This is a genomic window from Microbulbifer elongatus (genome assembly GCF_021165935.1).
In the GTDB taxonomy this organism is placed as follows: Bacteria; Pseudomonadota; Gammaproteobacteria; order Pseudomonadales; family Cellvibrionaceae; genus Microbulbifer; species Microbulbifer elongatus.
On sequence record NZ_CP088953.1, the window covers coordinates 1,315,005 to 1,337,445 of the forward strand.

Annotated in this window: 12 protein-coding genes; 10 read left to right on the forward strand and 2 right to left on the reverse strand. The window is 58.0% G+C overall.

The window, feature by feature from the left end; genetic code table 11:
* Positions 1-96 precede the first annotated feature (96 nt).
* Entirely contained in the window at positions 97-2,643 is a 2,547-nt protein-coding gene (locus LRR79_RS05375) for a glycoside hydrolase family 3 protein (RefSeq protein ID WP_231759375.1), read from the forward strand.
* A 152-nt stretch (positions 2,644-2,795) separates the two neighbouring features.
* Here the strand turns inward: LRR79_RS05375 and LRR79_RS05380 are convergent, their stop codons facing one another.
* Positions 2,796-3,959, reverse strand: coding sequence for a helix-turn-helix domain-containing protein (locus LRR79_RS05380; RefSeq protein ID WP_231759376.1), 1,164 nt, complete (start codon positions 3,957-3,959; stop codon positions 2,796-2,798).
* Between the two features lie 565 nt (positions 3,960-4,524).
* On the opposite strand from LRR79_RS05380, the gene glk reads away from it, so the two are divergent.
* The 3 genes from glk (at position 4,525) to LRR79_RS05395 (ending at position 10,142) form a co-directional block, all read left to right on the forward strand.
* On the forward strand, positions 4,525-5,487 hold the full coding sequence (gene glk / locus LRR79_RS05385; protein WP_231759377.1) for a glucokinase: 963 nt from the start codon (positions 4,525-4,527) through the stop codon (positions 5,485-5,487).
* 222 nt (positions 5,488-5,709) lie between these two features.
* Positions 5,710-8,499 (forward strand): TonB-dependent receptor, encoded by a 2,790-nt coding sequence (locus LRR79_RS05390; protein WP_231759378.1) that lies wholly within the window; start codon positions 5,710-5,712, stop codon positions 8,497-8,499.
* Positions 8,500-8,636: 137 nt separating this feature from the next.
* Positions 8,637-10,142: a tryptophan halogenase family protein gene (locus LRR79_RS05395; RefSeq protein ID WP_322790440.1), complete on the forward strand. Its 1,506-nt coding sequence runs from the start codon at positions 8,637-8,639 to the stop codon at positions 10,140-10,142.
* Positions 10,143-10,230: 88 nt separating this feature from the next.
* Here the strand turns inward: LRR79_RS05395 and LRR79_RS05400 are convergent, their stop codons facing one another.
* On the reverse strand, positions 10,231-11,076 hold the full coding sequence (locus LRR79_RS05400) for a universal stress protein (RefSeq protein WP_231759379.1): 846 nt from the start codon (positions 11,074-11,076) through the stop codon (positions 10,231-10,233).
* Between the two features lie 270 nt (positions 11,077-11,346).
* On the opposite strand from LRR79_RS05400, the gene LRR79_RS05405 reads away from it, so the two are divergent.
* The 6 genes from LRR79_RS05405 (at position 11,347) to LRR79_RS05430 (ending at position 22,438) form a co-directional block, all read left to right on the forward strand.
* Positions 11,347-13,101, forward strand: coding sequence for an alpha-amylase family glycosyl hydrolase (locus tag LRR79_RS05405; RefSeq protein WP_231759380.1), 1,755 nt, complete (start codon positions 11,347-11,349; stop codon positions 13,099-13,101).
* Positions 13,102-13,511: 410 nt separating this feature from the next.
* Positions 13,512-19,169: a PQQ-dependent sugar dehydrogenase gene (locus tag LRR79_RS05410; protein WP_231759381.1), complete on the forward strand. Its 5,658-nt coding sequence runs from the start codon at positions 13,512-13,514 to the stop codon at positions 19,167-19,169.
* A 12-nt stretch (positions 19,170-19,181) separates the two neighbouring features.
* On the forward strand, positions 19,182-20,606 hold the full coding sequence (locus LRR79_RS05415; protein WP_231759382.1) for a DUF1552 domain-containing protein: 1,425 nt from the start codon (positions 19,182-19,184) through the stop codon (positions 20,604-20,606).
* Between the two features lie 152 nt (positions 20,607-20,758).
* A complete protein-coding gene (locus LRR79_RS05420) occupies positions 20,759-20,947 on the forward strand; it encodes a peptidoglycan-binding domain-containing protein (protein ID WP_231759383.1) in 189 nt (62 codons plus the stop codon).
* Positions 20,944-21,822: a hypothetical protein gene (locus tag LRR79_RS05425; protein WP_231759384.1), complete on the forward strand. Its 879-nt coding sequence runs from the start codon at positions 20,944-20,946 to the stop codon at positions 21,820-21,822. The genes LRR79_RS05420 and LRR79_RS05425 overlap by 4 nt, the downstream gene beginning before the upstream one ends.
* Before the next feature lie 10 nt (positions 21,823-21,832).
* Positions 21,833-22,438, forward strand: a complete 606-nt coding sequence (locus LRR79_RS05430; RefSeq protein ID WP_231759385.1) for a hypothetical protein — start codon at positions 21,833-21,835, stop codon at positions 22,436-22,438.
* Positions 22,439-22,441 lie beyond the last annotated feature (3 nt).

The following is a 22,441-nucleotide window of genomic DNA, read 5'->3' on the forward strand; positions in this document are numbered from 1 at the left end:
GGGATGACTGCGCGCTGAGCGCCGTCTTCCGGCTGGATCCGGCACTAACAGCACGACAAAAACAAGTGGGAATCTGGGAACAGGAGTAGCAGGGCGATGAAAAAGCGAATTTTGCTGGGGGTCATCTCCGCACTGGTAGCCGGGGCCGGGCTTAGCGGCTGCGGCGAAGAGAACATGACCGCGCCGAAAGTGGGACACAGCGCTGGCGATAACCGGGAATCCGTCGCCGCCTGGCCGGCGCTCACTCCCGGTATTCCACAAGACCCGGCGATTGAGGCGCGTATCGACGATCTTCTCGAACGGATGTCGGTGGAAGAGAAAGTGGGCCAGATGATCCAGGCGGAGATCAAGAGTGTGACTCCGGAAGAGGCCCGGGCCTACCACCTCGGCGCCATCCTGAATGGTGGTGGCGCCTTCCCCAATAACGACAAGCACGCGAGTGTGGCCGACTGGGTGGCGCTTGCGGATGCTTTCTATCACGCCTCCATGGATACCAGTGACGGCGGCGTTGCGATCCCGATCATCTGGGGTACCGACGCGGTGCACGGCCACAACAATGTGATCGGTGCGACCCTGTTTCCACACAATATCGGCCTTGGCGCCACGCAAAACCCCGAACTGATGCGTCAGATTGGCGCGGTGACCGCGGCGGAAGTCTCGGCCACCGGTATCGATTGGGTCTTCGCCCCCACACTGGCGGTCACCCGGGATGACCGCTGGGGCCGCAGCTACGAATCCTACTCGGAGGATCCACAGATCGTGCGCAGTTACAGCGGTCGGCTGGTGGAGGGGCTGCAGGGCAGCCCCGACAGTGATGCGCTGTTCGCACCCAAGCGGGTGGTGAGCACAGCCAAGCATTTTATCGCCGATGGCGGAACCGAAAACGGCATCGACCGCGGTGATGCAATCATGTCGGAAGCAGAGTTGATCGAGGTTCATGCGCAGGGTTACTTCTCTGCCATTGAATCCGGCGTTCAGACCGTCATGGCGTCGTTCAGCAGCTGGAACGGGGAAAAACTGCACGGGCACAAATACCTGCTCACCGATGTGTTGAAAGAGCGTCTCGGATTTGATGGATTCGTGGTCGGCGACTGGGCCGGCCATCAGTTTGTCAATGGCTGCTCCAATGTGAGTTGTCCCCAGGCGGTCAATGCCGGCCTGGATATGTTTATGGCCCCGGACCCCAGCTGGAAAACCCTGTACGCCAACACCGTGGCCCAGGCCAAAAGCGGAGACATTTCCCCGCAGCGTCTGGACGACGCGGTGCGGCGGATCCTGCGGGTCAAGTTGCGTGCGGGACTGTTTGACGCCGGTGCACCATCGACCCGGGCCTATGCGGCGGATGAATCCTTGATCGGCGCGCCGGCACACCGGGCTGTGGCCCGTCAGGCCGTGCGCGAGTCACTGGTGCTGCTGAAGAACAACCACGGATTGCTGCCCCTGGCGCGCAACCAGCGAATTCTGGTGACCGGAGACGGCGCCGACAATATCGGCAAACAATCCGGGGGCTGGAGTATTACCTGGCAGGGTACCGGCAACGAAAACGCCGACTTCCCCGGTGCGACCTCGATATACGCTGGCATCGCCGAGGCAGTGTCCGGTGCCGGTGGGGTTGCTGAGCTATCGGTTGATGGCCGCTATCGCCAGAAACCCGATGTGGCCATTGTGGTCTTTGGCGAAGATCCCTATGCGGAAATGCAGGGGGATGTATCGAACCTCGACTATCCGGGGGATGCGGATCTGGCGTTGATGCAGCGGCTGAAAGCCGAGGGTATCCCGGTCGTCTCCCTGTTTATTACCGGGCGTCCGTTGTGGGTAAACCCAGAGATCAATGCTTCCGATGCGTTTGCCGTGATCTGGCAACCGGGCACGGAAGGTGGCGGTGTGGCCGACGTTATTCTTCGCGATGACAAGGGCGCGGTGAACCACGATTTCAAAGGGAAGCTGACGTTCTCCTGGCCCAATGATGCGCAGCCAGTGGTGCGAAATCGCGGTGAAAATACCGAGCTGGCGCAATTCCAATACGGCTACGGCCTCGACTACGGTCAGTCCGTGCAGCTTGCTGCACTGCCGGAAAACAGTGGCCTGGCGGTATCCCGCGGCGATGAGGCCCTGGCGGTGTTTAATGGACGCGCGCTGGATCCGTGGCGTCTGCAGGTGACCGATGCCGGAAACAATCAGACGGTCATTGCCAGCAGTGTTTCCCGTTTGCAGGGCATCAGCGTGCAGTCGGTGGATCGCAATGTGCAGGAAGACAGCCGCCGTCTGCAATGGAGCGGGGAAGGGAGCGCTGTGGCCGGCTTCTTTGCCAACAGCCGTACCGACCTCACCGGTTATCTGCAGAATCAGGGTGCACTGGTATTCGATGTGAAAGTCGATGGTGCACCCAGCGATGCGGTCAATCTCGGTGTTTTCTGTGGCCAGGATTGTGGCGCGGAACAGCCGATTACCGATGTTCTGAAGGGCGCGGTACCTGGCGAATGGCGCACGGTCAGCGTCGACCTGCAGTGCCTGGCTAACGGTGGGGCGAAAATGGATATGGTACTGTCCCCCTTTTATGTGCGCACCGCCGGTGCCCTGGATATGACCGTGCACAACGTCCGTATCGCGTCCCAGGCCAGCGCGGATATTCACTGCGGATAGTCTGATCCCCCCCCGTGCGCTCCGGTTGCCAGGCATCCTGCCGGTGGCAACCGGAGTCGGGCAGCAGCCTGCGGTTGCCCATCCTTTCACAAACCCTGCGATCGCACGCTTTCCTCTATCAACTCCGAGCGCACCCCGGGAGGGACATCCCGTCAGGGAGGCGGTGGGGGTGCCTGAGCGGCAAGCGCCTGTTTCCGGAACTCGGTGGGGGACATGCCCACCAACCGACTGAAAAACCGGTGAAATGCCGACTTGCTGTTGAAGCCGGATTCCAGCAGCACATCCAGTACCGTCATATCGGCCTTGTCCGGGTTGGCCAGCAGCGCCTTGGCGGTTTCTACCCGGTAGCGGTTCACGAATTCAAAGAAATTGGTTCCGAAATGCTTGTTGATGACCGCGGAAACCTCTTTGGGGGGCAGGTCGATCCGGTCGGAAAACTGTTCCAGGTTCAGGTTTTTTTTGAGAAAAATCTTATCCTGCTCCATGGCATTGCGGACCTTCTCTATGGCCGGCTCGGAGGGCTCCTCCTCCGCATTCACCTCGGGCGTTTCCTCTGTGGGCTGGGTAACCAGTAGCTGGTGCGCGTACGTCAGGCTATAGGCAAAAAACGCGTTGATCAGGATGAACGACAGATAGTTGTCGGCAATACCCATATAGTCCGCCACCACTTCGCTGGAGAATTTGGCCACGACGTGCACCACCATGGTCCAGGCCCAGGCGATGCATACGCCCCATACCAGTGCCGACAGCCAGTGCAGCTCCACTTCGGAGATATGCGAATACTCGTCTTTCAAGGCGTGGCGGTAGCGGCGCAGCTGCAGCAATGCCGCAACTGCATAGGCAAAGGGCACCAGCGAAGCCAGATCCCAGATCAGTTCAATAAAAGAGGCGGGGAGTGCCTGCTCTAGGTTGTGGGCATTGCGCAGGTCACTGCTGGATATACCGAACAGCGCAATACACAGCAGCACCAGCAGTGTCGGCAGCAGGTGTATCGCCATGTTCGGTGTAAAACTCAGCTTCTGCCGGGTCAGCGAGCAGACATACAGGTAAATCGCAGGCCCCTTCAGCAAGAGCGTTGCAAACAGCAGGTACGGCAGTGCCGTTTGCTCGAACCAGGGAGCAAGAGTGAACTGATCATTCCACAGCAGCAGGGTACAGCCGGATGCAACGGCAATGATCAGCAGAAACGCTGTCAGCAAACGGCCATCGTGGCGGGCGCGGGTGGGCAGGATTGACTGGAATACCGCAAGCAGCAGGCACTCGGCCGCCGTCATCAACAGGACCACGTCGTGGATATTGAAGATGTATTGTTTCATTGAGACATCGCCGAACGGTTCTTGTGGTTGTTGTTATATTTTTATGGGATTCAGGGATGGCAGTATATGAGAATTCCCTCCGGGGGAGGAGCGCGCAGGCCGGCGGCGGCACCACTGCTACCATCCCGGTTTGTGGAATTGCGCAAAGTGACACAGTCCAGTTTGCGGAATCTTTCAAAGTGGGGCGACGCAAAAGAGGCGGTTCAGGAAACTGGGCCTATCGGGAGCAAGGGCGGGCATACGCCGATGTGCTTCCCGACATCTCTCTCTTCTCCCGTTGAGGGGAAAATCTCGTCGACCTTCCACATTGGCAGGGCCGGCAGGGAACACCTGCCGGACTTTTTTCCACTAACGGGTCACAGCGCTGGCCTCCCCGCGCAATCGAATGTCCGCGATAGGATGCTATCGGCGCCTCATCCCCCCATATTTCGCTCTCCTACACCCGCCAGGGCTGGAGTTTTTGTTGGCAAATCATTACCTTATAGCGCCTTTTTTGGGGCGGTAATCCCTATCCTCTGAACCTGTCCAGCCCCGGAAGCTACTCGGAACCTAAAAGGAAAGCGTCATGACCAGAATTGTTGCGGACATCGGCGGCACCAATGCCCGCTTCGCCATTGCCCATCCGCACCAGGGCGGCTATCGGCTGGAAGCCATTCACGTGGTGAACTGCGCCAAATTTGACGACTTCTATACCGCCATGGGGCAGTGGCTGGAAGGCCTGGAACAGGCGCGCCCCAGCGAAGCCTGTGTCGCCGTGGCCGGGCCGGTAGAAAAGACCCCCGAGGGTGGCCGTGTCACCATGACCAACCTCGGCTGGGATATTCGCGCTGAAGAGCTGTGCAAGCGCTTCGAGCTGGACCGCGCTCTGGTGGTCAATGACTTCGCCGCTCTGGCGCTCTCCTTGCCGCGGTTGCAGGGCGAAGACAAGTGGGCCCTGCGGGATGTGCCCTCGGAAGCGAATGGCTGCATGGCGGTGCTCGGCCCCGGCACCGGTCTCGGGGTGGCCGCCATCATCCACGAAGCGGGTGCTTACCGGGTGGTGCCAGGAGAGGGCGGCCACGCCAATCTCTCCGCGGGCAGTGAGCGCGAGCTGGAGCTGCTGCAGATCCTCGCGCGTCAACAGATGCCGGTGTACAACGAGTATGTACTGAGCGGTGGCGGGCTGGTCAATCTGTACCGGGCGGTAGCGGCCCTGCACGGCCGCCCGGCGGAAGACTTCACTCCGCCGGATGTGAGCAGCCGCGGTCTGGACGGCTCCGATCCCCTGTGTCGGGAAACCCTGATCGACTTCCTCAACTTCCTCGGCAGCGCCGCCGGCGACGCGGCCCTCTATTATGTGGCTCGCGGCGGCATCTTTCTGGGCGGCGGTGTGCTTCCGCGCATTGAAGCTCTGCTGCCGGAAAGCCAGTTCGAGCAGCGCTTTACCAATAAGGGGCGCCTGAGCGACTGGCTGAACGGTGTGCGGGTGGAAGTGCTGAAAGCGGGCTATCCGGCGCTGATCGGCGCCGCCGCCTGGCTGGAGCGCTGACCGGCCGGTTCTCCAGCCTTTTCGCACATTCGGAGCTGAACAAAGTTTGTTCAGTCCGTATAATCTCCCACCATATGGTGATCTGGGTCGGCCCTTCCATCCCTCTACCCCTCTGCCGGCCCCAGCTTCTCCCCCCTCCTCCCCCCATGGGGGTGGAGGATAAGGACTTCGGGTAAGCCTAGGATGGCATTACTCACCATAACGATAAGTCCAAGGGAGAAGATGATGAGTCTGACTAACAAACGTTTCCGGCCGGCACTGCTGTCTGCAGCCATTGCCGCGTCCGTGACATCCGTAGGCGTATTTGCCCAGGAAGATGCCAGCACCAGCCTGGAAGAAATTACCGTTACCGGTTTCCGCAAGAGTCTGCAGGATTCCATCGGCACCAAGCGCGATGCCAAGGGCGTAGTCGAAGCAATCTCTGCAGAAGATATCGGCAAGTTGCCGGATTCCTCAATCGCCGAGTCTCTTTCCCGTCTGCCGGGCCTGGCGGCCCAGCGCCTGGATGGCCGTGCCAGTAAGGTATCTATCCGCGGATTTGGTGAAAACGAAAGCGCCACTACCTTTAATGGCCGCGAGCAGGTGTCCATTGGTGATAACCGCGGTGTAGAGTTTGACCTCTACCCCTCTGAAATCATGGCCGGTGTAACCGTCTACAAGACACCGCAGGCGAGCCTGGAAGCTGAAGGCATTGCCGGTGTCATCGACATGCAGACCGTCAAGCCTCTGGAGCGTGGTGAGCGCACCATTCAGTTCAATGCGCAAATGGAGCAGACCAGCTTCGGCAAGCTGAACCCGGACGGCGAAGACCAGGGCCAGCGCGCAACCTTCTCCTATATCGATCAGTTCGCCGATGACACTGTCGGTGTGGCGTTTGCCTTCAACACCATGAGCTCTCCGAGCCAGGAAGAGCGCTGGAACTCCTGGGGCTACCCTGAATTTGAAGTGGATGGTGAGAACTATTCCATCCTCGGCGGTGCCAAGCCTTTTGTGCGTTCCTCGGTCCTGGATCGTGACAGCGCCATGCTGGTGGTTGAGCTGCAGCCGAACGAAAAACTGCACACTACCTTCGATGCGCTCTACGTAGATTTCGAAGATGAACGCATCCTGCGCGGTATCGAAATTCCCTTCGCCTGGGGGCAGGGCAGCCTGTCCGCCGACTTTGCCGATGCGGATCCCGCCTCTGGCTTCCTGACCAGCGCCAGCACTGATGGCCAACGCGTGGTCGTGCGGAATGACCTGGAGTCCCGCAAGGCGGAAATGAATTCTTTTGGTGTCAACACCAAGTACGATTTCACCGATACACTCCAGCTGGAATTCGACGCGAGCCACTCCAAAGTAGAGCGTGAGATCTGGAGCTTCGAAAGCTACTCCGGTACCGGCCGTGGCGACAGTGAAGGTGTCGCGGATAACCTGAGCTACACATTCCGCCCGGGTAACACCGGTGCCCAGTTTACCCACGAGCTGGATTACAGCGACTTTGACCTGATTCAGCTGGGTGGCCCACTGACCTGGGGTTGGAGTGCTGCCCTGAACGACAAGTACAATCTGGCGGGTACTGATTACGAAAACGCTGCTCAGGATGGCTTCCTCAATACACCGGAGATCGACGACGAGCTGACCCAGCTGAAACTGGCTGCAACTCAGCTGGTTGAACTGGGCCCGGTAAACGAGATTTCCTACGGTGTGTCCTACCGCGACCGCGAGAAGGTGAAGCGCTCCGAGGGTTACTACATGACCCTGGCAAACTTCGATGGCACCACTGAAAACAGCACTCTGATTGTGCCGGAAGAGTACCGTCTGGGCAGTGCGTCTCTCGACTTCATCGGAATGGGTGACATGATCGCCTACGACGCGGCGGCGATGCTGCGCGATGGTTACTACGACCTGACCGACGAATCCCTTACCGGCATCCAGCATCTGACCAAGTCGTACAGCGTTGCTGAAACGGTAACCTCTGCATTTGCTCAGGCGAACTTCGAAAGTGAAGTGGCTGGCCTGGTGCTGACGGGTAATCTGGGTGCGCGCTACGTTTATACCGAGCAGCAGTCTGAAGGTTTCGGTGGCCAGGTGATCGATGGCCTGGTGGTTGCGGAAGCCACAGATCTGAGCCACGACTACGGACATTTCCTGCCGAGCATGAACCTGGCGCTTGAGCTGACCGAATCCCAGACTCTGCGCTTTGGTGCCGCCAAGACCATCTCCCGTGCCCGCATGGACCAGATGAACGCCTCTGTGGAAGTGAGCTACAACCAGACCCCGGATGCCAATGGCAACAACTGGAGTATCAGCGGTGGTAACCCGCTGCTGGAGCCGAAGGAAGCGGTGGGTGTCGACCTGTCCTACGAGAACTACTTCAGTGAAGAGGGTTACTTCTCTGTTGCCGTGTTCTGGAAAGACCTGAAGCAATGGCACTTCGATGGTAACTACGAAGTTGATTTCTCGGGTGTTGCGGATCCGGCCACTGGTGAAATCCCCGAAAACTCCACCGCGACGGCCTACGGCATGATCAATGGCGGCGGAGGCACTCTGCAGGGCTACGAGCTGGCAGCGACTCTGCCGTTCAACCTGTTCCACGAAAGCCTGGATGGATTTGGTCTGCTGGCAAGTCACACTGGCCTGTCTTCCGACGTTGAAGACCCCAATGGCAACGAGTATGAGCTGCCGGGCCTCTCGGACAGCATCCAGACCATGACGGCGTATTACGACAACCGTGGTCTGTCCGCGCGTGTCAGCATGCGTAAGCGCGATGACTTCAAAGGCGAAGTGTTCGGTGTCGGTTTCGACAGCGTACAAGTGGACGTAATGGGTGAAACCATTGTCGATGCGCAAATCGGCTATGATTTCTCCGAGTCCAACATCAGCGGCCTCGACGGTCTGTCTGTATTCCTGCAGGGTCAGAACCTGACGGACGAGCCTTTCACCACATTGAGCGGTGACAACGCCCTCCAGGTTCGTGACTACCAGAGCTATGGTAAGACCTACCTGCTGGGCTTCAGCTACGAGCTGTAAGCGTAACTGAGTTGTCTCGATGGCCCCTGTAATCTCGATTGCAGGGGCCTTTTTGTTTGCAGGTGTATTTACAAGCCGGGTGCAGGGAACGCGATAGGTGATGACTGACAAAAACTAGAAGAGTTTCGGAAAATATCGTGAATCAGAAAATAATAAAAAAGCTGGTTATCCTCGGTGGCGGTTCCGCCGGCTGGATGACGGCAGCGCTGGTGGCTCGCAGTATGCGCGGCACTTTGGATGTTGTCCTGGTGGAGTCCGATCAGATCGGCACTGTTGGTGTCGGCGAAGCGACTATCCCTCCGATACAGAATTTCAATCGCGCTCTGGGCCTGGATGAGCAGGCGTTTTTGCAAGAGACCAATGGCACGATCAAACTGGGCATTCAGTTTGAGGGCTGGTCGCGACCAGGGGCGAGTTACATGCACGCCTTTGGTGGAATCGGAAAAGATTTTCCATTTTGTGATTTCTACAATTACTGGCTCCGCGCGCGCGCTCGGGGCGATACCTCTTCATTTTGGGACTATTCGTTGAACTATCAGGCGGCGCTGTGTAATCGATTTGCGCCGCTGGCAGCGATACCGAATACCAATCTCGCCGGAATCTCCTACGCATACCATTTTGACGCGGCGCTGTACGCACAATTTCTCCGCCGCTACTGCGAGAGTAATGGCGTGCAACGTGTACAGGGCAAAGTCTGTGACGTATTAAGAAACAGTGACAGCGGTTTTGTTGAGACACTGAGGATGGAAAATGGTGGCGAGGTAAATGGTGATCTGTTTATCGACTGCTCCGGGTTTGCTGCTCTGCTGATAGAAAAGACCCTTGGTGTGGAATATGAGCATTGGGGGCAATGGCTGCCCTGTGATCGCGCCATGGCGGTGCCGAGTGAGTCGGAAGAGCAGATCGCACCCTATACCCGTTCCATTGCCCACGCCTGTGGCTGGCAGTGGCAGATACCGTTGCAGCATCGCACTGGGAATGGATTGGTGTTTTCCAGTGGTCACTGGAGTGATGAGCAGGCGCGGGAACGATTGCTGAGCAACTTGCCGGGGACGCCGCTGGCGGAACCCAAAGTCATTCCATTCAAAACGGGATACCGGCGTGAGCAGTGGTGCAAGAATGTGGTGAGTCTTGGGCTGGCCAGCGGTTTCCTTGAACCCTTGGAGAGCACCTCCCTTCATCTCGTGCAGTCCGCTGCCACTCGGTTGATCAAGTGTTTCCCTCACCACGGTATCCGAGGGCAAGAGGTGTCTGAATTTAATCGGCAATCCCGTGTCGAAATGGAGCGGATCAGAGACTTCATTATCCTGCACTACAAGGCGAATCAACGTCGGGACAGTGATTTCTGGCGTCATTGCGAAGCGATGACGGTGCCCCATACGCTGCAGGAAAAAATGGAATTATTCCGCGCGACCGGAAAAGTGTTCCGGGATTACGATGATCTTTTCACGGAGGTGGCCTGGCAGCAGGTGATGATCGGGCAGGGGATTCTGCCGGAGGATTATCACCCGGTCGCGGATGCTTTGAGTGATACACAGATGGATGACTTGATGCAAAGCCTGAAAACCCTCATTCAGGGAACGGTCAGGCAGCTGCCGTCCCATGAGCAATTTCTTGCGGGTATCCAGGGCGTTGCTCAATAGTGAGACTATACGGCGGGAAGGCGAGACGGTGCATCAGCCGGGATGCGGATGGAGAGGCCCCGCGAACACGGGGCCGAAGGCAAGACAATCAGTGTGCCGTGGTCGTAAACGCGTTACACACCATCACATCGGTCTCTACAGAGCCAATCACCCGCTCGGCAGTGTTGCCGCGCAGCAGTGAGCCGGTTTCGCCGTACTGGTTCAGGGTGCCCATCACCACCACGTCGGCGTCGATCTCTTTGGCTATCTCGGCAACGACTTCGTTGGTGTAGCCCTGCTTCACGTGGATGCGGTCAGTGGGAACACCGGTCTTGTCGGCCAGTTTGGCCAGCGCGCCGCGGTCCGGGTAGAGCATGGAATCCAGATAGGCGTTTACCAGGTGCAGCTCCGCACCGTACACCTCGGCGATATAGTTGGCGCGCTCGGTAATCTGGCGGTTGAGCTGGCGTTGCTGGTTGGTCTGAGCCTGGTAGTTGACCGTGGCCAGTACCACTTTGCGGCGGTCCTTCGCGCCCGGGCGGATCAGTACCACCGGGCACTTGGCGTGCTTCAGCACCTGCCACTTGGATTCGGCGAAGGTGAAGCGGCGGCTGCTGGTGCGGGCGTGTACCGGCAGGTAGATCATTTCCGCGTTGTAACGCTTGGATTCCTGGATGATGGCACCCTGCCAGTCGCTGGACCAGCAGACGTTGATCTCGAACTCCACGCCTGCGTCTTCAATCGGTTTACGAATCTGGTCGCGGAACCAGAACTCGTCGCGGAACAGGTGGTCGTTCACCGCGCGGGTGTCGACGGCTTCGCCATCCACGGCCACGAATACCGCCAGCTTCGGCTGCGGGTTGCGCTCACGGGCGGTGGCCAGGGCGCGCTCCAGGGCGACGTGGCGGTCATCGTTGGGGTCTACGACTACGAATACGACAGGTTTGTCCTGCATGTTCACTCCTTCAAATTAGAAATCTGTTTCCCTAAGTTCTCTCTCTGCGCAATAGGTATTCTTCTCCAACGCAGACGCTCCGCCCCATTATTATTGGCGCCCTGATTTTGGGGTGTCAGGGCATCTGGGCGGCCCCGCGGACGGGTAGTCAAGCCTATCACCGGCCGCTGCTTTTTTCATCTACGCCCCACCCCGGGAGGATGAAACCGGGGAGGAGGTGGGTAAAGTAGGCTGCAGTGATGACCGTTCGATAACGACGCAGAGAAGATAATGAGAAAAATGAACGCACTGGCCGCGCTGATTTCTGCCGCGGCGCTGACCATGACCGCCTGCTCCGATGAGGGCACCCGTTCAACCGCAGCAACGGCGGCGGAAACAGCGCTATCTTCCGCGCAACAGGCAGCCCCGGCCTTGACCGAGGTCAAGCAGGGGGCCGTCGATCCCTTCTGGAATAACGCCACCATCTACTTCATGCTTCCGGACCGTTTCCATAATGGCAATCCGGACAATGACCTGTCTTACGGTCGCAAAAACGACGCGGCACATCTGCGCGGTTTCCATGGCGGCGACCTGCGCGGTGTCATTCAGAAACTGGAAGAGGGCTATTTCACCGATCTGGGTGTGGATGCCATCTGGATGTCGCCGATCATCGAGAACGTGCACGGGTTCGATGAAGGAGACAAGCGTACCTATGCCTTCCACGGCTACTGGCCGAAAGACTGGACCAATGTAGACGAGAACTTCGGTACCGAGGAAGAACTGGCCGAGCTGATCCAGGTCGCCCGCAGCAAGGGTGTGCGCATCCTTCTCGATGTCATCATCAATCACACCGGCCCGGTCACCAGCGAGGACCCGTTGTGGCCATCCGACTGGGTACGTACCAACCCCCAGTGCGACTGGAGCAGCTTTGCCCAGAACGTACAGTGCGCCCTCACCGACAACCTGCCGGATATCCTGACCGAAAGCGAGGAGCCGGTAGAGCTGCCGCCGCAGCTCACCGAAAAGTGGCAGCGCGAGGGTCGTCTCGATCAGGAAGTGGCCGAGCTGGACGCCTTCTTTGAGCGCACCGGTTACCCGCGCGCGCCGAAGTACTACATCGTCAAATGGCTGACCGACTGGGTGCGCGAATACGGTGTGGATGGTTTCCGTGTCGATACCGTGAAACACGTCGAGCCGGAAATCTGGGCGCTTTTGAAGAAGGAGGCCAGCCTGGCACTGGCAGAGTGGAAGGCCAACAACCCGCAGGAAAAGCTGGACGATCGCGCGTTCTTCATGGTCGGTGAAGTTTACCACTACGGTGTGAAGGATTTCGCCAGCAGTGATGGCCGCTTCTATGACTTTGGCGACCGCAAGGTGGATTTCTTCAACTACGGTTTCGACAGCCTGATCAATATGGGCTTTGCCGCCCACGCAGCCCAGGACATGGAGAGTATTTTCAGTGACTACTCCAGCATCCTGCACGATGGTGAGCTGAAAGGCGTGTCGGTGCTAAATTACCTCGGTTCCCACGACGACCACCACTCCTTCGATCGCGAGCGCAAGCAGGTGAAAAGCGCCGCGCTGAAACTGATGCTGGCCCCGGGGGCCGCGCAGATTTACTACGGTGACGAAATCGCCCGCCCGATGATCGACGAACAGGCCTACGGCGACGCCTCCATGCGCGTACCCATGGACTGGCGCAGTATCGAGCAGGCCAGCACCAGTGAGATCCTGAGCCACTGGCAGAAGCTGGGCCAGTTCCGCCAGTCTCATCTGGCAGTGGGGGCCGGGGTGCACCAGCAGCTGAGTGAAACGCCATATGTCTTTTCCCGCACCCTGGGCGATGACCGTGTCATGGTCGCACTGGAGTTGCCGGTGGGTAAAAAATCCGTGGCTGCCGGTGCGGTATTTGCGGAGGGCACTCTGGTCAGAGATTACTACTCCGGCGCGGAAGCTACCGTCGAAAATGGCACTATCACGCTGGATACCGAATTTGACACGCTGCTATTGGGCCCTGTGGCGTCTACAGCGATCAGTGCACGCTAATGCACATCTGTTCATGCAACGTCAGTAAGTCACCTTGTTGTTCCCGCAAAAGCGGGGATTCAGGCACCCCCTGGGTCAGGTAGGACCCGAACTTCTCTTTCTCGTCGAAAGGCTTGCCGATATCAGCACTTCTGATATCGGCTTTTTTTGCCCATTAAAAAGTGACCCGGCGATGGCTCACCGGGTGCAGCCGATCAAGGTTTTGTCATCCCGAAGCACTACGCCCCCGGGGAGGAGGAGGTAATCTCCCCGCAACCGCGTAATTTGATCCTGTGCAATTGCGGTTTCAGCACAACCCTGCTGAGAGAGCCGGCCAGAAGCAGTACCGGGTCAATCAAGCGAATAAATATAAAAGCCGCCTGCAAAAGCAGGACGGACTTCCGGATAAAAATAACTCCCGGAGCATAGCGATGATTTCTGCCCCTGTGAAAGCCGGAGTGTCACACTCCGTTGCTGCTGTCTATCTGCGCGCCTGTGTTGCGCTGATCTGTCTTTTTTCCCTGTCGCTCGATGTCAGTGCGCAGACCTGGCCCGAGGCCTGGTTCCGCGGCACCCCGAACGACTGGGGCACGACCCCCATGACCTATGACGTCGATGCCGGTGTATGGGTGACCGAGCAGGATTTTGAAGGAGGCAACCCTCGCTTCAAAATCAGCCGCGAACAGAACTGGAACGAAGCCTACCCGGCGCAGGATTACCAGGTGCAAAGCGGCCGCTACCGAATCACCTTTGATGATGCCAGCAAGGCCATCACCGTGAGCGAAATCACCGAGCCCCCACCTGCCGGCACGGCAACCAGCCTCTGTTTCGACAATCCGCAGAACTATGCGGCGCCCCATATCTATTTCTGGAATCCGGCACCCGGCGGCAGCGTCAACGACCTGCCCGGTTGGCCCGGGGTCGGTATGACTGAGGTCAATGGTAATTACTGTTACGACTTCACCGCGCAGCTGAACAACGGCGCCATGCCGGATTCACTGAATGTCATTTTCAATGACAATGGCGGTGCGCAGACTGTGGATCTGCAATACAGCGGCGATCCCTGCTATGTCGATGCCCAGTGGCAGCCCGCGGCGAGCTGCGGTTTAGATGAAGAGCCCACCGATGACCTGCCCCCGAGTACCCGTCCGCTACTGGCGCAGCCGCTGAACTTCCCGATCAGCGGCAATGTCTCCGGAGGCAACTACCGCTTCGAGGTGGCCTACCCGAACCTGCAGGGCCAGTTCATGTCGCCGGTCATGGTGATTCCCGATGGTATCAACGACCTGCTGTACGTGGTGGACAAGACCGGCACCATCTTTGTGTTTCCCAACCGTGAAGACGTGGCGCCCGGCGAAATCCGTGAACTGCTGAATATCAACGGTGAAGTGCGGAACTACCACGAGCAGGGACTGCTGAGCATGGCCTTTGACCCGGGCTTTGTCAGCAATGGTCATATCTACATCTATTACATTCACGGTACCGATGATAATGAGCGTGCACCGGATGGCAGTTACGGTGACGCGATTCTCGAACGCTGGACCCTAGACAATCCCAGCGATCCATCTCAGGCGCTGGCCTCTTCGCGCACGGAAATTCTGCGGGTGCCGCAGCGCGGGCCGGACCACAAGGGTGGCATGATGCAGTTCCACCCGGAAGACAATTATCTGTACCTGAGTATCGGTGACGGTGCCTACGGTCACAGCGCCACCATGAGTTATCCGGAAGATCCGCGCACCAATAACGGCGCTCAGGAAACCGACAACCTGCTGGGTACCTTTATCCGTATTAAACCGCTGGAGCAGGCGGTGAATGGAAAATACTACGAAATTCCCGCGGACAACCCGTTTGTAGGTGTACCCGGTTTCCGCGAAGAAATCTGGTCTTACGGCCACCGCAATCCCTGGCGCTGGAGTTTCGATACCGAAGCGCCCTACACCCTGTGGGAAACGGAAGTCGGTCAGGCGGGATTTGAAGAAGTAAACCTGATCGAAAAAGGGAAAAACTACGGCTGGCCCGTGTGTGAAGGCACCAACAACCGCGGTGACCTCGGCGGTGATCCGGGCAAGAACTGCAGCACCGATTTCGAGCCACCGCGGGATGGTTATGCCCACCCCACCGGTTATTCGATTATCGGCGGTGTGGTGTATCGCGGAGACGCCCTGCCGGGTCTGAGCGGCAACTTTGTTTTCGGCGACTATGTCACTAAGCGTATCTGGTCCATCGTGGACGGCGAGGCCAAAGAATTGATCAGCGACGCCTTCCCGGAAAATATTGCATCCTTCGGTACCGACCTGAGTGGCGATACGCTGCTGGTTTCCACCTATGGTGTGGAGTACGGCGGTCAGTCGACCATTTACAAGGTGGTAGACGATGACGCGGAAGCGGCGGTTATTCCGGCCAGGCTCTCGGAAACCGGCCTGTTTGCCAACCTGCAAACCCTGGAACCGGTGAGCGGGGTGATCGAGTATGCCCTCAATACCGAAGGCTGGTTCGACGGCGCGAATCTGCGGCACTTTATCGCGGTGCCCAACGATCAGCAGATCGAGTTTGATGCGACCAGTCAGTGGGATCTCCCGGTCGGCACCGTACTGGTAAAACACCAGAGTATTGCCACCGCGGAGAATCCGCACAAACCGTTTACCACGTCCGTTCTGTTCCGGCAGGATACGGGCAAGTGGCAGGCGGCCAACTATTACTGGAACAGCGCCGGGACCGACGCTGACCTGGTCACCGAAACCCTCACAGTGATGGACGGCGGTATTGAAAACCGCCAGCGGGCCGTGCAGTCAGCCGCCGACTGCGGATCCTGCCATATCGGAAGTGGCAGTCGCGAGCCCCTGGCGGTGCACACCCGTCAATTCAATCGGGAATTCCAGTATGGTGAGACCGAAACCTCGGTGGCCAATCAGCTGGATGTGTTCAACACCATCGCGCTGTTGTCGGAAAATATCGGCAGCGCGGACAGTCACGGTGCCTTCGTGAATGCCGCCGATACCAGCGCGGATCTCGATGAGCGCGCGCGTACCTATCTCGAAACCAACTGCGCCCACTGTCACGCCAGTGGCTTTATGGATCTGCGCTACGACACCCCGCTCGGTGACACGCGCCTGGTGAATGTGGAGACCACCGGCGGCGCCGCCCGTTTGCGCCCCTTCGATCACGCCAACAGTCTGGTGTATATCTACCAGACCACCGATAACAACCGCATGCCCAAGGGCACCCGCTATACCAACCCGGTAGCAGAAGCGCTGTTCAGGGAGTGGATTGATGGTAGCGGCCTGCAGCCGGTGGGAATCCAGCTGGACGCCGACAGTGATCGACTGAACGGCGGAGATACGCTGACGGTCCAGGTGCATTCCCTGTATCAGAATGGCTTCACCGCACCGGTACCCAATGCGCCGAGTGTCAGCTCCAGCAACAGCAATGTCGTGGCGGTGGAAGCGGTCGGCAACGATGACTTTGTATTGCGTGCCGGCAATACCGGCAGCGCCATCGTCACCGTACAGCAGGGTGGGTTCAGCGCGCAGTTGACCATCAGCGTTACCTCCATTGATACGGCCATCACGGGACTGGAAATCGCACCCCAGGGACAGTCGCTGGAAAGCAGTCGGCAACTGGTGGCCGTGGGCCTGCGCGCAGATGGTACCCGGGAAAACCTGTTCGGCCAGGTCAGCTGGTCCGTTGCCAGCGGCCCCGCCACCATCGATCAGAGCGGTCTCGTTACGCGCACGGGGACCGGCGCGGTCACAGTGGCAGCCAGCCTCGGGGAATTTACCGCAACCTTAGATCTCGCCGAGGGTTTTGATGGTATCCGCCTGCGATACGACAACCCGGAAAACTGGGCGCAGGTCTTTATCCACCTGTGGGTAACCGTGGATGGCCAGGACCAGCCGCTGACCGAGTGGCCCGGACTGCTGATGAGTGGCCCCGATAGCGAAGGCTGGTGGATGCACACCGTCGAGCAGGAGGATCTGCACAATGGCCAGGTCAACCTGGTGTTCAACAGCGGCAATGGCGCGCAGACCGGAGACCAGCGGAATATCGGCGCGTCATCCAGTTTTGTCGGCGGCGCCTGGGAACCCTGGACACCAGAAGGTCCCGTTGGCGGTGACACGTCGCGGGTCTCCGTGGTCGGTGGCACCACCGCCGACGGCGGCCGCGACTACAGTATCGGCAGTGTCATTTCCGTCAGTGCCGACGATGCGCCACTGGGCACTGTGTTTGGCGGCTGGAGCGGTGATGCCGCGCCCTATATCGTCAGTGATCCGTCGCTGCCCCAGGTGCAGCTGCTGATTCCACAGCACGATCTTTCACTGGTGGCACTCTTTCCCAGTGCCACCAATGAATACGAAGCGGGGCAGAACTTCTACGCAGCCCAATGCGCCAGCTGTCACGGCGATCGGGGCGAAGGTGCTGTCGCCCAGGCACTGGCCGGCACCGGTGCCAACTGGCAACTGGGCGACCTTACCCAATATATCGAAGACTTTATGCCCATGGACGCGGCCGCCAGTTGTACCGGCGATGAGGCTGGTGCCTGCGCCTATGAAGTGGCGCGACTGATCGTCGACGAAGCCTGGAGCAATGGTAATTGCAGCGGTAGTGCCTGCGACGGCAGCACACTGGATCAGCGCAATCTGCGCCTGCTCACCCGCGAGGAATACCTCAACAGCGTGCGGGATATTTTCGCGATCAACTTTGACGCTTCCCTGATGAATCCGGTTCCCGCCGACGGTCGGTATCGTAACTTCGATACCGCCTCTTACCTCACCGCGGACAACGACCGCACCCTGGGATACGAGATGGTGGCGGAGCAGGTGGCGGATATTGCCATCGGCCAAGCGGGCTTTATGAATCTGGTAAGCGGCTGTAGCGAAGTGCAGTGTGTGGTGGATACCCTCGGCTTCCGCCTGTTCCGCCGCCCCCTGCAGAGCGAAGAGATTGCCCGCTATGCCGGTCTTTACCAGAGCGACGATGACGGCCGTCTGGCGCTGCAGGCAATGCTGATGTCCCCGCACTTTATGTACCGCTCCGAGCTGGGTGTCCTGGACAGTGCGAGCGGACTTTACCGGCTCGACAATTACGAGGTGGCGACACTGCTCGCGTACACCTTCTGGGCCACCACCCCGGACGATACCCTGCTACTGGCGGCCACCGAGCAGGACTTCGATATTGCCACGCAGGTGGATCGCCTGCTGGCGGATCCCCGTGCCGAACGCGGCCTGCGCCGCTTTATCGGCGGCTGGCTGATCAATAATCAGTACCCCTTCCCGGCCATCACCGATACCAATCTGGTGGCGGCATTCAAGGAAGAAACCGTGGGGTTCGTGCTTGAAAATATCCGCACCAATGCGGCGTTCAGCGAGCTGCTCTCGGCCAATTACACCTGGGCCAACGGCGATCTGGCGGCGCACTACGGACTGGATACTGGTGGCAGTGACTGGGCCATGCGCACTTTCCCGGCGGGTGATCCCCGCAGTGGTACTGGTCTGCTCGGCCACGGCAGCTTTCTTGCCTCTCGCACCAGCACGGTCAATCCGGCGCCGATCAAGCGGGGCGTGTATGTGCGTGAAGTGCTGATGTGCCAGGAGTTCCCGCCGCCGGCCGCCGCGGATTTCAATGTGGTTTTCGAAGAGACCGACAGTAACCGCGAGGCTACCGCCCGGCACACCTCCGATCCCGCCTGCGCCGCCTGCCACCAATTTATTGACGGTGTCGGGTTCGGCTTCGAGCGGTTCGGCAGCGATGCCCTGTATCGCACGATTGAAACCATCGGTACCGGTGAACAGCGCGAGATCGACGACAGCGGCAGCATCAAGAGCCTGTACACCCCCGCCACCGTGATGGACCCGACCAGCGCCAGTTACGACTTCTACTCGGTGCCGGAACTGGCCGCTTTGATTGCCGGTAGCGATCAGGGCGAGGCGTGTTTTGCGCGGCAGTTCTACCGCTATGTGGTTGGACGTGAAGAGGGCGCCAGCGACGATGTGATCATTCACACCACCAGTGAAGACCTGCGCAACGGCGGCGGTATGCGCGATATGTTGCGAGAGCTGGTGCTGTCCGATGCATTTACCCTGCGCCGCTAGGAGATAATAAAAATGAAATTCTTCAATAAATTCGGTTTTACCTCGGTCAAAGAATCCAGCAGCCGCTCGCGCCGTAAATTTCTGCGCAACCTGGCCCAGGCGGGCATGCTGCTGCCCCTGGCTGGCAGCATGCTTAGCCAGCGCGTATTCGCGCAAACCGGTGGCGCGCAGCGGGTACTGTTTCTCTACTACCCCAACGGCGTAGTGCCCTACAACTGGGTACCCCAGCAGGGGCCGGGTAATATCGGCGGCAGCCAGGAACTGAGTTTTGGCCTGGGACCTCTGTCTTCCTGGCACAACCGCCTGATCGTCTTACAGAACCTGACCCTGGATATCGGCGATGGTGCCGGTGCCCACTACAACGACATGCGCGGGATCCTTACTGGCAACAACCAGATCGATTACAGCAGTGCCAGTATCGACCACTTGATTGCCGAGCAGCTGGGCAATGAGGGTGTGTTGAGTCTGGGTGTGCGCACCGGCGATCGCTCCGACATCATGATTTCCAAGCCGCGCAATGTGGCGTCCGGGAATCGGCCGATTCCGAATAACGATCCAGCAGACGCCGCGCAAAAGCTGGCCGTGGGTATTTCTGGTGGTGGCACCGGTGGCAGTATCGACCCGGACAGGCAGGCCTACTACGAGGCCATTTTGGACGACTTCGACAGCCTCGCCGATGTCACTCTCGAAAATGCCCAGCGCGATAAACTCACCCTGCACGAAAACGCATTGAGGCGCCTGCGGGATCTGGCCGGTAACCAGGTTGGCGAATGCAGCTTCAATACCAATGTCATGAGCGATCCCTACTTCGCCTCCTCCAGCCCCTTGTCGCCCAGCGAGTGGCAGATGTTCCCCCATCTGGCCCGCGCACAGGTCGACAATATTGTCGGGGCCTTCTCCTGTGGTCTGCACCGCGTCGCCACCCTGCAGCTTTCCAAAGGCGATGAAAACGGCAATCTGGTGAACTACTCCTATGATGAATGCTGGCAGATGGCTCAAGACGCCATCAGCCAGGGGATTCAGCACAGTGACGGCAGTGGTCCCGTCGGCCCCATGACACGCTGGTACAATGAGTTCGCCAGTCACAGCGCCTCCCACCGCCCCGGTGACGTGCCCCACACGGCCCAGGTGCGCTGGTACCACTCACTCCTCGCTTACACTCTCCAGCAACTGGAAAACAAAGGCCTGCTGGATGACACCCTGGTCGTTATGTTCAGTGAAGTGGGCGACGGCTCCAAACACGGCGGCGCCGCCGGCGCCGTCACCCTGGCCGGAGGCGCCGGCGGCACCCTGCAGATGGGGCGTATCATCAACTGTGGGGATGGCATCAACAACGGCCAGCGGATCTACGGAACTCATCAATTGTTTGGGGATGTAGCGCGCTATTTGGGGGTGAATTCTTTGCCGGAAAGTCACTGGTCTGGCGGGGTTATCTAACGTCAAAGATACCTGTTGAGCGGGGTGTTGCCTGCAGTAGTTGGTACGATTGAGCCAAGTAAACTTCTAAAACTGTTAAGTGCGCCTACTATTTTTACTTCTTTGAAACTTCGGGGTTGATAGAATCAATCCCGGTTTCAAGGAGTGGAAACATGACAATCCAGTACAAAGTCGGGCGCAAGGCCCCCAACAAGCGTGAGGACGTCCGCTGTATTCAGCAGCTGTTGAATCGAGCGCTTAAGCAATTTCCGAGTATTCGCGGTGGATTTAAGCCGCTCACCGAAGATGGTGTCTGTGGGAATCTAACACTCGAAGCAATCAAAGTATTTCAGACAAAGTGATGGGCTATCAATACCCTGATCAGGTTGTCGATCCGGGCGGAAAAACCTGGAAAAAGTTAAACGGTAATGTGCCCTCTGTGGACACCCTATCGGTAAAAGCGTCAGAGTGGAACTTGTCTTCTGTTCAGGCTTGGCTTAACGAGTTAATTCCCCAGTCGGTGATCGATCAGTACCATATGATCGAGCGTGAGCTGAAGAGTCTCGTGGCAGGCCCGGCGAAAGCGGAAAGTCTTTCTTCAAAAGGCCGTAGTATCGCTGTATTCCGGCAAGGGGATAAGCGGTGGGGTTCGACAAAGCTTGGTTTTGGTAGTGGAACAATTCATGGATACGGCTGTACGATGACCAGTCTGACCATGGCCGCAACCTATATTGGCAGTGCCAACAGCCACTGGCCTGAAAATTTACAGCCCTCACAATTAACCCCTCTCATCGCAAATAAGATATTGAAAAAAGCACAGGCTTTTCAGCCTGGAACCGTGAACATGTATGTTGCTCGCGGTGCGCAAGCGTTAGGAATGAAGGGAAAAGACAGCGGTATAGGGACGAAGATCCAGCAAAGTGATTTACAGACTATTGACCAGTGCCTCCGCCAAGGCGGATTGGTTTTGGCACATGTAGACTATAAAAAAGACTGGATCGGAGACCACTGGATTCTAATATCAAAAAAAATGTCTGCAGGAGAATACCAGGCGATAGATCCAACCTATGGTAAACATATGACGCTGTATGGTTCTCCCGACGGTGGTGTGCAAGCGCAGTCTCATGTGGTTCTGTATGGAAGAAACAGTAGTTGGGTTGATAAAACGCCTGAGAATGTAAAACGATATCGCGTCGTTCGTTATCTTACACTTCACGAAGCGGATACGAAAAAATAGTGGAAAAGATATGAATAAGGTACCTCATCTCCTGTGTGTGATTGCCGCCACGACACTGCTGGCGTGCGAGCAACCGGTGGCGGAGATCGGCACAGTAGCGATCCAAGAAAAAATGGATAATGCTGGTGAAATTGTTTTGCACCCAAAATTCGAGAACGAGTGCGCGAGTTGGGATAGTGCATCCATCCGGGTTTCTACGTTTGCGGATCATTGGGTCCTGGCTGGGTTCGAAAACAAGGCGTGCACGGGCGGAGCAAAGTTCGAGCATCGCTACGAACTTGATAGTCAGTTTTCCGGCGTTTGGAGGGATTCACTGTTAATAGACGTGGGTACAGCAGATGCTGATCGAGAGATGTATCTGCTGGACTCTGGCTCTGGAGATCGTATCGGTGAACTCTGGTATGTAGGACAACCAATTTTTTCGGATCAGGCGATTACCTATTTTGAGCCTACTCGTGAAAAGGCGGTGTTAAGTCAATGTCCACAGGATCTGCCCGACTTGAAATCCTCGCAGAATCTTGGGGCTGTAATCATGTATTCTACGAAGAAAAAATTTGACTTGAATTCCAGAAATATAACCGAGTTGAAAGGTCGAGGTTGTTACGCCATGCGGTAGTCT

Coding starts and splice junctions, on each gene's coding strand:
- LRR79_RS05375 (WP_231759375.1), top strand. CDS start 97: ATGAAAAAGCGAATTTTGCTGGGGGTCATCTCCGCACTGGTAGCCGGG.
- LRR79_RS05380 (WP_231759376.1), bottom strand. CDS start 3,959: ATGAAACAATACATCTTCAATATCCACGACGTGGTCCTGTTGATGACG.
- glk (WP_231759377.1), top strand. CDS start 4,525: ATGACCAGAATTGTTGCGGACATCGGCGGCACCAATGCCCGCTTCGCC.
- LRR79_RS05390 (WP_231759378.1), top strand. CDS start 5,710: ATGATGAGTCTGACTAACAAACGTTTCCGGCCGGCACTGCTGTCTGCA.
- LRR79_RS05400 (WP_231759379.1), bottom strand. CDS start 11,076: ATGCAGGACAAACCTGTCGTATTCGTAGTCGTAGACCCCAACGATGAC.
- LRR79_RS05405 (WP_231759380.1), top strand. CDS start 11,347: ATGAGAAAAATGAACGCACTGGCCGCGCTGATTTCTGCCGCGGCGCTG.
- LRR79_RS05410 (WP_231759381.1), top strand. CDS start 13,512: ATGATTTCTGCCCCTGTGAAAGCCGGAGTGTCACACTCCGTTGCTGCT.
- LRR79_RS05415 (WP_231759382.1), top strand. CDS start 19,182: ATGAAATTCTTCAATAAATTCGGTTTTACCTCGGTCAAAGAATCCAGC.
- LRR79_RS05420 (WP_231759383.1), top strand. CDS start 20,759: ATGACAATCCAGTACAAAGTCGGGCGCAAGGCCCCCAACAAGCGTGAG.
- LRR79_RS05430 (WP_231759385.1), top strand. CDS start 21,833: ATGAATAAGGTACCTCATCTCCTGTGTGTGATTGCCGCCACGACACTG.